The following is an 11802-nucleotide window of genomic DNA, read 5'->3' on the forward strand; positions in this document are numbered from 1 at the left end:
CTTTAAACCCCCTCGATTTCGCGTTTTGCCTCAGCCAAAGCCTGCTCCAGATCGGCAATCAAATCATCGGCATGCTCGATCCCTACCGAGAAGCGGAGGAGACGGTCGTCGACGCCGATCTTCTGGCGGATTTCAAGCGGAATATCCGCATGAGTCTGAACGGCCGGGTAAGTCATAAGCGATTCTACGCCGCCAAGGCTTTCCGCAAAAGCGATCAGCTTGATATGACGAAGAATTGGCTCGACGTAACGGGCATCCTTCAGACGGAAGGAGAAAATGCCGGTGTTGCCCGAGGATTGCTTGTTCTGCACATCATGACCGGGATGATGAGGCAGCGCAGGATAATAGACATCTTCGATCGCCTCATGCTCCAGCAAATAATTCGCAATAGCCGTTGCGTTAAGCTGATGGCGTTCCATGCGAAGCGCCAGTGTCTTCATGCCGCGCATCAGAAGCCAGGAGTCCTGCGGCCCAAGAACGGCGCCAAGCGAGTTATGCAGGAAAGCCATTTGCTCGGAGAGCTCTTTGCCTTTCGTTACGATCAGGCCGGCAAGAACGTCATTGTGACCGCCCAGGTATTTGGTTGCGCTATGGACGACGATGTCCGCGCCAAGCTCTATAGGACGCTGGAAGAACGGAGTAAGCAGCGTATTATCTACAATAGTAAGGAGACCTTTAGACTTCGCCCAAGCGGATACCCGCTCCAGATCCGTAATCATCATCAGCGGATTCGTTGGCGTCTCGATCAGAACGGCCTTCGTATTCGGTTGAAGCAGCTCGGACACGCCGTCAAGATCATTGGTATCTACGTACGAAGCCGTAACGCCGTATCTGGACATGATTTTCTCGAGCAAACGGTATGTGCCGCCGTACAAGTCAAGCGATACGATCAGATGGTCGCCTTGGCTGAATAAGGAGAAGATCGTTGTCAGAGCGGCCATACCGGAGCTACAGGCAAACCCTGCGTCGCCGGATTCGAGCTGAGCCGCTGCTTCTTCCAGAACGGTACGCGTCGGGCTTTTGGTGCGGGCGTAATCAAACCCCGTGCTTTGGCCAAGCTTAGGATGGCGGAACGCCGTTGCTTGATAAATCGGGAAGCTTACCGCACCCGTTACAGGCTCCTTCTCGGAACCGATATGCGCAAGATGACTTTCAATTTTCATAAAGTTCGTCCGTCTCCTTCGTCTTCGTCATGTCTAATTTAATATTTAGATACCCGCGCCCAAATCATAAGGCGTTTGTTGGTATACATAATAGTTCAACCAGTTCGAGAACAGCAAGTTCGCATGGGAGCGCCATGTCGAATAAGGAAGCTTTTCCGGATTATCTCCCGGGAAATAGTTCTTCGGAAGATCAATCTCCAGCCCTTTTGCTTTATCGCGGTCATATTCGTATTTCAGAGAAAGCGGATCGTATTCCGAGTGCCCGCTGACGAATATTTGCCTGCCGTCCTTGGAAGCTACAATATATACGCCGGATTCTTCGGACTCGGACAAAATTTCCAGATCCCCGATATTCTCGATATCCTCGCGGCGAACTTCCGTATGCCGGGATTGCGGCACAAAGAACATTTCGTCAAAGCCGCGGAGCAGATTGACGTTCTGCTTCTCGGTAGTATGCGGGAACACGCCGAAAATCTTTTTGTCCAGCTCGTATTTCGGTACGCCGTAATGATGGTACAGACCGGCCTGCGAGGCCCAACAGATATGGAAGGTCGAGGTCACCTGACGTCTGCTCCAATCCATAATGTCCTTCAGCTCTTCCCAGTAATTCACGTCTTCGAAGTTCAAATGCTCAACCGGAGCGCCAGTGATAACAAGACCGTCATAATACTGGTCCTTAATGTCATCGAAGGTTTTGTAGAACGATTCCAGATGCTCGTGCGACGTGTTCTTGGACGTATGGGTCTTCGGATGCAGCAATACAATTTCCACCTGCAGCGGCGTATTGCCAATCAGGCGAAGAAGCTGCGTTTCCGTCGTTTCCTTGGTCGGCATCAAGTTCAATATGGCAATCCGTAATGGACGGATGTCTTGATGGAAAGCGGTGCTTTCATCCATAACGAAAATGTTCTCATTGTTCAAAATCTCTTTGGCTGGTAAAGAATCAGGTACTTTAATCGGCATTGCGATTCACTCCTTTGCTTCGATATCGGCCTTCTCAACGCAAAAAGACCCTTTCTGCCGTGAGAAAAGGTCGTGCGCTCATCAAAAAAAAGAGCTCTCGCCTCCCTCATCTCTCAGAAACTAATGTTTCCGCAAGAATTAGCACCGTGCTTACGCCGGTTGCCGGGCTTCATCGGGCTAGTCCCTCCGCCTGCTCTTGATAAGAAAGTGGTTCTATTCGGTTGTCGAAATCCAATTCTATTCTTAACTTTAATGGATTCTGCCATTCGCGTCAAGGACGTTATTGACATATGCTGTAGAAGGCGTTTTTTGAAGGCGGTCGGCCTATTTTTCCGCTTGAATGTAAAGTGTATGGGGGAGTATACTAGACAAGGATTAAAAGCCGATTTTTCATGAAGAATAAAGGGTAAAGGAGTGCAAACAGACATGGAAGGCGATCGACCTAAGCCTGACAACAACCGAATACGGCAGCTGCCGGATCTATCGTTGCTCAAGCGGGCGTTTGCGTTTTAAGTCCGTTCTTTTGCTCGTTCATCCGGCAGCTCGTCACAAGAGAGGAGAAGCTCGGATGAAAATTCGTCATGTAAACAACGGGTTATTTACCCTGATCGAAGACATTAATGAAACGCTGGTTCCGGCAGCGGAAGGCTTCTATTGGATTGATGCCGACGTGGAAGACCTCGCGATCCTGCAGCCGCTGTTCGGCATGCATGATCTGGCCGTCGAAGACTGCCTGAGCGAAGAAGAGCAGCGTCCGAAAATCGAAATTTATGAAAACCAATATTTTATCGTTATTAACAGTATCCGGTTCGATGACGAGGAAATTTTCCTCCGTGCGCTGAATATTTTTCTAGGCCGTCATTATATTATTACGATTACGAAGCAAAAGCTGAACGAGCTGCGCACGCTAAAACCCGTTCTGTGGGAACAGGAAGTTAACCGGCCGGACTATTTCTTATACCATCTCGTCGACATCGTGGTCGACAATTACTTCCTCGTTGGCGACCGGATCGACAACCGGATCGAGATGCTGGAAGAAGATATATTAATGAATACGAAAAAAACGCATCTGAACGAAATCATCGGTCTTCGCGGCGAGATTTTGTGGCTGAAGAAAGTGCTTGGCCCGCAAAAGGATCTCATCGCCACGCTGAACAAGCGGGATTTGAAGCTGATCGACGACCAGCTGCAAAAATACTTCAGCGACATTTACGAGAACGCCGTAAAAATCGCCGAGTCCTTCGATACGTACCGAGAGCTCATGGGAAACTTACGAGAAGCTTATCAGTCGACCATCTCCGCCCGGGCGAACGAAATCATGCGTGTGTTTACCGCGATGACCACGATCTTCATGCCGCTGACCTTTATTACCGGGATTTACGGGATGAACTTCGATTTTATTCCGGGGATGCATGTGCGGGGCGGATCGATCATTCTGCTTGGCATCATGCTCGCGCTGGGTGTAGGAATGCTGGTTGTGTTTAGGAAGAAAAAATGGTTGTGAGTGTGTGGAGCCGCCCTAGTGTTGGGGCGGCTTTTTGCTGCTGTCTGCTTTGCTGCGGGGCGGTCGGGGCGGTCGGGGCGGAGTGCTCCGGGGACGGGGGAGATCTCCTTTCAGCCGCTGTTGTCTACACTTTGCCTGAATTAGTATTCCAAGGTTGCAAAGTGTAGACAAAGGCGGACGCTCCGCTCTTCAATGGAGATCTCCCCCTTACCCCTGCGCCCCTCCCCGACCGCCCCGCGCTCCCAGCACCGCCGCCCACAATCCCCGGCGGCTTTGGGGAGAGGGCCGAAAGGGGCTCAGGTGCTGCGCACGAGCCCGATTTCACAATACAATAAGCACGATAAGACCCTTGCAGGGTCTTATCACGGCGACTTCAACCCCCTCGTAGCACAATAAGACCCTCGTGGGGTCTTATTGCATCGCCAACTGACCGTTTCCGCCAGTTTCACGCCGCTCGCTTAGACGATAAGACCCTACCAGGGTCTTATCACGGCGACTTCAACCCCCTTACAACGCAATAAGACCCTCGTGGGGTCTTATTTCATCGCCAACTGACTGTTTCCGCCAGTTTCATACCGCTCGCTTAGACGATAAGACCTTACCAGGGTCTTATCACGGCGACTTCAGTCCCCTTATAGCGCAATAAGACCCTCGCGGGGTCTTATTCCATCGCCAACTGACTGTTTCCGCCAGTTTCATGCCGCTCGCTTAGACGATAAGACCCTGACAGGGTCTTATCACGGCGACTTCAACCCCCTTATAGCGCAATAAGACCCTCACGGGGTCTTATTTCATCGCCAACTGACCGTTTCCGCCAGTTTCACGCCGCTCGCTTAGACGATAAGACCCTGACAGGGTCTTATCACGGCGACTTCAGCCCCCTTATAGCGCAATAAGACCCTCGCGGGGTCTTATTGCGCTATGCGAAGAGCTCACGCTCCTCGCCCTATTAAGCTTCGTCGTACAAATTCGCCGACAGGTAACGTTCGCCCGTGTCGGGGAGCAAGACTACGATCGTTTTGCCCTTGTTCTCGGGGCGCTTCGCCAATTGCGAAGCCGCGAATGCCGCCGCGCCGGAAGAGATACCGACCAGCAAGCCTTCGCTGCGAGCCAGCATACGGGAAGTGCGGTACGCGTCTTCGTTTTTGACCGTAATAATCTCGTCCACGACGGATGCGTTATAGTTGTCCGGCACAAAGCCCGCGCCAATCCCTTGGATCAGGTGAGGGCCTCTTTCGCCGCCCGATAACACCGCGGAGCTAAACGGCTCAACCGCAATAATCTTTACGTTTGGATTAAGCTCCTTCAAGCGTTCGCCTACGCCTGAGATCGTGCCGCCCGTACCTACGCCGGCCACAAAGATATCCACCTGGCCGTCGGTGTCGCGCCAGATTTCCTCGGCGGTTGTTGTCTTATGAATCTCGGGGTTCGCGGGATTGCTGAATTGCATCGGTATGTAGGAGCCCGGGATTTGAGCGGCGAGCTCATCGGCTTTGCGAATTGCGCCCGACATGCCTTCAGATGCAGGCGTAAGCACAAGCTCCGCGCCAAGCGCTTCCAGCAGCTTGCGGCGTTCGATACTGAACGACTCCGGCAAAATAATGATTATCCGGTAGCCCAAAGCCGCCGCCGCAAAAGCAAGCGCAATGCCGGTATTGCCGCTTGTGGGTTCAATAATAACGGAGCCTGGCACAAGCTTGCCTTTTTCCTCCGCGTCCTTGATCATCGCAAAGCCAATCCGGTCCTTTACGCTGCCGGCCGGATTGAAATACTCCAGCTTGGCGATAACTTTCGCAAGCGAATCCTGACTCTTATTGTAATGAGTAAGCTCGAGCAATGGTGTGTTGCCGATCAGCTCCGTCAAATTACTGTAAATGCGTGGCATTCATCATCGCACCTTTCTATATTGGATCACTATACATTATAGCATTAGCTGCGGAAGCCTGCTTATGCCATCTCTTCCTCTGCCGCTTCGCGCGCACCTTTTTCCAAATTCACCTTCCACAATAAAACGATTCCGATGATAAAAAAAGCAATCAGAGACAAAATCGCGACCCGGCTCGAACCAGTAATGGTCCCTACCACGGAGAATACAAACGGACCCGCAAAGGAGGAAAACTTGCTCGACAGCGCCAAAAAACCAAAAAACTCGCCGGTCCGCGAAGGCGGCACCAGATTGGCATAGATGGAACGGGCTACCGCCTGGCTTCCGCCCTGAACAAGGCCAACCATGATGGCAAGCGCATAGAAATGGATGGCGCTGGTCATAAAGAAGCCAAGGCAAACGATAAGGACATAGATCATCAAGGAATAATACAGCATGCGCTTCGAACCGAAACGTCCGGCCAGCCTGCCGAACAGGATCGTGCATGGCCATCCGACAAACTGCGTAATCAGCAGCGCAATAATCAGATCGCTTGTCTCAATGCCGATACCCGCTCCGTAAATCGTTGCCATGACGATAACCGTATTGATGCCATCGTTGAAAAACCAGAAGGAAGCCATATATTTCAGCAGCTCGGGATATCTCTTAATAACCGAGAAGGTCTTTCCAATCCGGACAAAGCCCGCCCGAATGATTTCACCTTTGCCCAGATGGTCAGTCGGCCTCCTGGTTTCCTTCACCCAGCGAAGAATCGGAACGGAGAACAGCAGCCACCAAATCCCTACCGTAATAAAGACCATTTGGGTAGCAAACGTTTTGCTTGGGAAACCTAGCTTCTCCCAGCCTTGAATCATGATAACGTTAATAAGCAGCAGCAGGCCGCCTCCGGCATAACCGTAAGCATAGCCCTGCGAGCTAACGCGGTCCCTCGACTCCTGCGGCACGCCATCCGCCAGCATCGCGTCATAGAAGGTATTTCCTCCGGAGAAGCCTATGGAGCCCAGCACCATCAAGCTTGAGGCCAGCAGCCAGTCTCCCTCACCGGCAAACGCCATAAATACGCAGGACAAGACGCCAAGCAGCATAAATACGGACAGAAATCTCAGCTTGGAGCCCGTATAATCGGCAATGGCCCCAAGAATCGGCGATAACACGGCCACCAGCAGCATCGCAATGCTTTGGGTATAGCCCCAATAGGTCTCAGCCCGGTTGCCCGCCAGATGAACGCCTGCGACATCGGAATAATAAACCGGCAGCACCGCTGCCATCATCGTAGTGGCAAAGGCGGAGTTTGCCCAGTCGTACATTTTCCAGCCACGCAATGCTCTATGATCCAGAACAAACGCCCCCCGTTTTAGGTATTGGCCATACTTCAGCAATAGTTCGACGGTCCCCCATTTATTCCTTTTAAAAATGAATTGCCCTACAAAAAATTAACATTAACCGTAGGCGGCCATGATGCTTCGAAAACATCTTCTTAAGAATTTTTGAAGCTTGCTCGCTTTTTTGCTGTAATCATCCATTTGCTTTATAATATATAGTGATCATGTTCGAGGGGGAATTGAATTGAATATTAGCCAGCTTGAAACGCTCCTCACCATATCCAAGACGATGAGCTTCCGCAAAGCCGGCGAGCTGCTGAATTTGACACAGCCGGCCGTCTCTGCTCAAATCAAGACGCTGGAGGACGAGTTCAAGACAGTTCTCATCGATCGCAATCAGCCCGTTACCCTGACCGACCACGGAAAAGTTTTTTTGGAGCACGCGGAGAGAATACTTGCGGTTGTTGAAGAATTAAAGCAGAAGCTGTCCGATCTGAATGCGATACCTCAAGGCCATATTGTTCTTGGAACAACCTCATCCATGGCCATTCAAATATTGCCCCGGGTGTTATCTTACTTCCAGGACCAGTATCCGCTGATCAAAACGACGATCCACACGATGCCGTCCTCTCAAGTTCTAGCCAGCGTAGAGAACGGTTCTGTCGATATGGGCATTACTTACATCTCGGAAAAAAATCCGAACATGGACACATCCATTCTTTATTACGATTCCTTTGTCCTCGTTGCTTCTCCCGCTCATCCATTAAGCCAAGTAGTACATACTACGATAGATATGATCAAGGACTTCCCCTTTATCATGCTTGCGCCCGACACGCTTGGCCGCCGCTTCCTGGATCAAATCTTCAAGAAGAACAATATCCAGCCGAATATTATTATGGAGCTGTCGAGCAGCGAAGAAGTAAAACGAATGGTTGAAATAAATCTTGGCATTGCCGTCGTATCCAAACTGTCCATTGCCAATGAGTTGAAGCTTGGCTCACTGAAGATCATCAAAGTGGCAGAGCTTGAGCCAGAGCACCCGGTAGCTGTCGTCTATAAATCCGGCAGATATTTAAATACAGCCATGCAGCAGTTTTTAAGCGACTTAAAAGGCATGCCTGAGCAATCGTTTCTTGGCAGCGAGTAAACCAAACTTACGAATCATTTCGTTTTCAGGAGGAACTCATCATGAAATTCGATTTGCACACTCATCACGAACGTTGCGGCCACGCCGACGGCATGATCGAAGATTACATCATTGCCGCGCTTGACGCTGGCCTTGAGGTCATTGGCATTTCCGACCATTCGCCGTATTTCGGAAGCGAGCAGGACCAGCCTTTTCCCGGCATCGCAATGGCCCGAAGCGATTTTCAGAGCTATGTAGACGAGGTGCTGCGCCTCAAGGAGAAATATAAAGGCCGCATTGAAGTACTCCTTGGCATGGAGTCGGATTTCTTCCCGCAGCATGCCGATACTTACCGGGATGCCTACCGCAATATCCCGTTTGACTACCTGATTGGTTCGGTCCATCAGGTAAGCGGAGTGAGCATCTTTAACCGCAACCGCTGGAAAGGCTTGTCCGACGAGAAGAAGATTTCGGAAAAAACGGCGTATTACGAGCTGATCCAGCAATCCGCCCGCAGCGGCATGTTTGACATATTGGGCCATATCGATGCGATGAAGGGCTATTACCCTGCCTTCTCCGATATTCCGGCGAATGACGTTATCGACGATACGCTCCGCGTTATCGCCAATTGCGACGTTGCCATCGAAATCAATACGTCGGGCGGCACGAAGGATGTTGGCGGCTGGTACCCTTCCGATGCGATTCTCGAGAGAGCGCTTCATTTTGGCGTCAATGTTACGTTTGGCTCCGACGCTCACAAGCCAAGCCGCATAGGCGAGGATTTCGAGCTGGTGCGCAAACGCCTGAAGGAAATCGGCTTCTCGCAGTGGGTCTTCTACCGAAAGCGCCAGCAAATCATCGTTCCGTTGTAATAAATGAAAATTCCGGCTTTGCCAACTGGCAGAGCCTTTTTTTGTTTCGTGATTTTCCGTTTCCGGACAAAAAAAGTGGACCTGTGCGCTCACAGGTCCAAAATCGATATATTAAAAGGGGGTCTTGTTTATTATAATAGCCTAATAATATGTTTGTACCGTAACAGAACTATTTCAATTGTGTAACAAATTCAGGTAGGAGATGACAAACGGATGTGGCTGGCAATCGCAGTCGGCAGCGCCTTGCTGTTTGGACTGGCAGGCTGGTGGATGAAGGTAAGCCAAATGCGCCGGGGGAATGTCTCGGTCATGCTGTTTGGGCTGTACGCCTCGGGAACGGCGGGCTTTGGCATGCATGCAGCCGTAGAAGGAACGATTCATCAATTAAGCGATTACCGGATATGGCTGGCCGGAATCATTATCGGAGCAGGCTCTGCTCTTGGCAATGCTTTATTTATGAAGGCGCTGGACTATGGCCCCGCTGCCTTGACATCCCCGCTTACGAACATGAATATCGTGCTTGTTATTGCGCTTGGTACATTGTATTACGGCGAGAAGCTGCATTATGCGGAAGCAACGGGCATTGCATTGCTGCTTGCCGCCGTGGTTTTGATTTCGTATAAAAAACAATCGGCTCCCTCTTCCGTGCAATCGCGATGGTACCTGTACGTAACCGCTGCGATCTTGTTCTTTACCTTTCGCAATGCCGGATTAAAAGTAACCGAAGAGCTGGGTCTATCCAGCGCCCCCATTTTGTTTATCGGTTACGCCTTATCTCTAATCTGGTTTGCGATTCCTCTTCGCAAAGCGAGCAGCTCAGCAGCGTTCCGAACAGGCCTCAAGCTGGGACTTCTAGCCGGCGTATTCTCATACGGCGGGCTTCAGCTGTATGCCGTTGCATTAGCGACCGGTCCCTCCAATCTGGCTGCGCCAATCTTCGCGACGAACAGCCTTGTTGTCGCAGCTGGCTCCATACTCGTCTACAAGGAAAAGCTGAACCGTGCCCAATGGGCCGCTTTTATTTTGACGATCTCAGGGCTTATTATTATCCGGATTTGACCGTTATCCCTTACAAAGCAAAAGCACCTCGGAGTCTGCCCGCGCAGAACCCCGAGGTGCTTTTGCTAATTTGCCTTATTTCAGCAATGCGTCGATCGAGAAATCACCGGCGCCCGTGAAGGCTACGCCAAGAAGAACGGCAATCAGAACCAGGTTGTACTCGTAACCGTTTTGAGTAACCCAAAGGCCGTTAGCGCCATGCACCTTCGCAATCGCAACAATCATGGTAAGGATCAACAATGCCGCTCCCACTTCCACCCAAAGCCCCGCTCCGAACAGTACGCCGCCCAATACCTCGAACAAACCTGCACCGGCTGCCATCAATACGCCAGGCTTCATTCCGATCGATTCCAGCCATCCGCCAGTACCTTTCAGACCGTATCCGCCGAACCAGCCAAACAGCTTCTGCGCGCCGTGTCCGATCATCAATAAACCAATAATAACCCGTATAATCAATAATCCTGTATCCATCATAATAGTACCTCTCCCTTTATCTCTTCTCGTTTGTTGAGCGGCCGCTCTATTTGATGCACTTATCATAATGTATGTTACTTACTTTAGTCAAGTATATAAATAAAAATTAGCGAATACCCAAATTTGGCTATGCTAACGAACTTACTTTTCCTTAGAACATATGCTACAATATAGGTAGAAAAAGGGGTGATCGCGTTGGATTATTCAACTATGTGCCCAAAGTATGAAGCTGCGGCCGACATTCTTGGTAAGAAATGGACAGGGCTTATCATCCGGGTTATGCTTGGCGGACCTAAACGGTTCAAGGAAATTAAAGAGCAGATCCCCGAGATGAGCGACAAAATGTTAACGGATCGGATGAAGGAACTAGAGAGTCAAAGCATCGTGAAACGAACTGTCTATCCTGAAATGCCTGTTCGAATCGAATATGAGTTAACGCCGAAGGGTCGCGAGCTCCAACCCGTAATCGAATCGATTCAAAGCTGGGGCGAGCATTGGATGTAAAGCTGTACAACAAAAAAGCTGTGCCGGACTAAGGATATCCCTATCCTGTCCGGCGCAGCTTTTTTGCATGAGTTGACTTTCATCGCCAACTCCATTACTATTATTGATAATAGTTATCATTATCAAATAAGAGCAAGAAAAAGCCCCCCGCTGCTGCGGAGGGCGTCCTTCTTAGCCAAGCCATTTTTTGAACAATTGTTTGGTCGTATCGCGGTTGATCGCAGCGATCGAAGTCGTAAGCGGAATGCCTTTCGGGCACGAACGCACGCAGTTTTGCGAGTTGCCGCAGCCTTCGATACCGCCGTCTTCCATCAATGTCTCCAGACGTTCAGCCTTGTTCATTTCACCCGTAGGGTGAACGTTGAAGAGGCGGACCTGGGAGATCGCTTGCGGGCCGATAAAGCTGTTGCGATCGTTAACGTTCGGGCAGGCTTCCATACAAACGCCGCAAGTCATGCATTTGGACAGCTCGTATGCCCATTGGCGCTTCTCTTCAGCCAGACGAGGGCCAGGGCCCAGATCATACGTACCGTCGATCGGAATCCATGCTTTAACCCGTTTCAGCGCGTTGAACATGCGCTCGCGGTTAATAACAAGGTCACGCACGACAGGGAATGTGCGCATCGGCTCGAGGCGAATTGGCTGCTCCAGCTTATCGATCAGCGCGCTGCAGGCCTGACGAGGCTTGCCGTTGATGACCATCGAGCAGGCACCGCACACTTCCTCAAGGCAGTTGGATTCCCAGCATACCGGAGCCGTGTTTCCGCCATCCGATTTTTTCGGATTACGCTGAATTTCCATCAAGCCGCTGATGACGTTCATGTTGGCGCGGTAAGGAATCTCAAACTCTTCGGTATAAGGTGCGGAGTCCGGACCGTCTTGACGGGTAATAACGAATTTTACGGTTTTCGTTGCTGTCGTTTGAGCCAT

11 protein-coding genes and 1 riboswitch are annotated in these 11802 nt (G+C 50.8%); of the genes, 5 read left to right on the forward strand and 6 right to left on the reverse strand.

Translation table 11 applies throughout. The features are described from left to right. Window positions 1–2: 2 nt before the first annotated feature. Together PGL01S_RS07645 and metA are read right to left on the reverse strand one after the other, a co-directional pair. Window positions 3–1163 carry an aminotransferase class I/II-fold pyridoxal phosphate-dependent enzyme gene (locus PGL01S_RS07645; RefSeq protein ID WP_127493095.1) on the reverse strand — a complete coding sequence of 387 codons (1161 nt, stop codon included), beginning with the start codon at window positions 1161–1163 and terminating at the stop codon, window positions 3–5. Between the two features lie 45 nt (window positions 1164–1208). Continuing rightward, complete coding sequence (gene metA / locus PGL01S_RS07650) at window positions 1209–2126, reverse strand: homoserine O-acetyltransferase MetA (protein WP_127493097.1); 918 nt, start codon at window positions 2124–2126, stop codon at window positions 1209–1211. A 103-nt stretch (window positions 2127–2229) separates the two neighbouring features. Then, a riboswitch (SAM riboswitch) is annotated at window positions 2230–2332 on the reverse strand. 362 nt (window positions 2333–2694) lie between these two features. On the opposite strand from metA, the gene corA reads away from it, so the two are divergent. Beyond that, on the forward strand, window positions 2695–3630 hold the full coding sequence (gene corA, locus PGL01S_RS07655; RefSeq protein ID WP_127493099.1) for a magnesium/cobalt transporter CorA: 936 nt from the start codon (window positions 2695–2697) through the stop codon (window positions 3628–3630). Between the two features lie 949 nt (window positions 3631–4579). Here corA and cysK read toward each other — a convergent pair. Next, window positions 4580–5515, reverse strand: coding sequence for a cysteine synthase A (gene cysK / locus PGL01S_RS07660; RefSeq protein WP_127493101.1), 936 nt, complete (start codon window positions 5513–5515; stop codon window positions 4580–4582). Between the two features lie 62 nt (window positions 5516–5577). Further along, window positions 5578–6894 (reverse strand): MFS transporter, encoded by a 1317-nt coding sequence (locus PGL01S_RS07665; protein ID WP_127493103.1) that lies wholly within the window; start codon window positions 6892–6894, stop codon window positions 5578–5580. A 187-nt stretch (window positions 6895–7081) separates the two neighbouring features. On the opposite strand from PGL01S_RS07665, the gene PGL01S_RS07670 reads away from it, so the two are divergent. The 3 genes from PGL01S_RS07670 to PGL01S_RS07680 all read left to right on the forward strand — a co-directional run bounded on the left by PGL01S_RS07670 (window position 7082) and on the right by PGL01S_RS07680 (window position 9894). Beyond that, window positions 7082–7984: a LysR family transcriptional regulator gene (locus PGL01S_RS07670; protein ID WP_127493105.1), complete on the forward strand. Its 903-nt coding sequence runs from the start codon at window positions 7082–7084 to the stop codon at window positions 7982–7984. A 41-nt stretch (window positions 7985–8025) separates the two neighbouring features. Further along, a complete protein-coding gene (locus PGL01S_RS07675; RefSeq protein ID WP_127493108.1) occupies window positions 8026–8835 on the forward strand; it encodes a histidinol-phosphatase in 810 nt (269 codons plus the stop codon). 213 nt (window positions 8836–9048) lie between these two features. After that, window positions 9049–9894 (forward strand): EamA family transporter, encoded by an 846-nt coding sequence (locus PGL01S_RS07680; RefSeq protein ID WP_127493110.1) that lies wholly within the window; start codon window positions 9049–9051, stop codon window positions 9892–9894. A gap of 75 nt (window positions 9895–9969) precedes the next feature. On the opposite strand, the gene PGL01S_RS07685 is transcribed toward PGL01S_RS07680, so the two are convergent. Next, the gene (locus PGL01S_RS07685; protein WP_127493112.1) at window positions 9970–10368 is read right to left on the reverse strand and encodes a DoxX family protein; all 399 of its coding nucleotides are present in this window, start codon (window positions 10366–10368) and stop codon (window positions 9970–9972) included. Between the two features lie 195 nt (window positions 10369–10563). Here PGL01S_RS07685 and PGL01S_RS07690 point away from each other — a divergent pair, with 195 nt between their 5' ends. Next, window positions 10564–10872, forward strand: coding sequence for a winged helix-turn-helix transcriptional regulator (locus PGL01S_RS07690; protein WP_236013489.1), 309 nt, complete (start codon window positions 10564–10566; stop codon window positions 10870–10872). Window positions 10873–11043: 171 nt separating this feature from the next. On the opposite strand, the gene sdhB is transcribed toward PGL01S_RS07690, so the two are convergent. Then, window positions 11044–11802: a succinate dehydrogenase iron-sulfur subunit gene (gene sdhB / locus PGL01S_RS07695; protein WP_015846358.1), complete on the reverse strand. Its 759-nt coding sequence runs from the start codon at window positions 11800–11802 to the stop codon at window positions 11044–11046.

Source organism: Paenibacillus glycanilyticus NBRC 16618 (assembly GCF_004000805.1).
GTDB lineage: Bacteria > Bacillota > Bacilli > Paenibacillales > Paenibacillaceae > Pristimantibacillus > Pristimantibacillus glycanilyticus.

Excerpts from the sequence above, each read along its gene's own strand:
- corA (WP_127493099.1), top strand. The coding sequence starts at position 2,695 with ATGAAAATTCGTCATGTAAACAACGGGTTATTTACCCTGATCGAAGAC.
- PGL01S_RS07675 (WP_127493108.1), top strand. The coding sequence starts at position 8,026 with ATGAAATTCGATTTGCACACTCATCACGAACGTTGCGGCCACGCCGAC.
- cysK (WP_127493101.1), bottom strand. The coding sequence starts at position 5,515 with ATGCCACGCATTTACAGTAATTTGACGGAGCTGATCGGCAACACACCA.
- PGL01S_RS07680 (WP_127493110.1), top strand. The coding sequence starts at position 9,049 with ATGTGGCTGGCAATCGCAGTCGGCAGCGCCTTGCTGTTTGGACTGGCA.
- sdhB (WP_015846358.1), bottom strand. The coding sequence starts at position 11,802 with ATGGCTCAAACGACAGCAACGAAAACCGTAAAATTCGTTATTACCCGT.
- metA (WP_127493097.1), bottom strand. The coding sequence starts at position 2,126 with ATGCCGATTAAAGTACCTGATTCTTTACCAGCCAAAGAGATTTTGAAC.
- PGL01S_RS07645 (WP_127493095.1), bottom strand. The coding sequence starts at position 1,163 with ATGAAAATTGAAAGTCATCTTGCGCATATCGGTTCCGAGAAGGAGCCT.
- PGL01S_RS07685 (WP_127493112.1), bottom strand. The coding sequence starts at position 10,368 with ATGATGGATACAGGATTATTGATTATACGGGTTATTATTGGTTTATTG.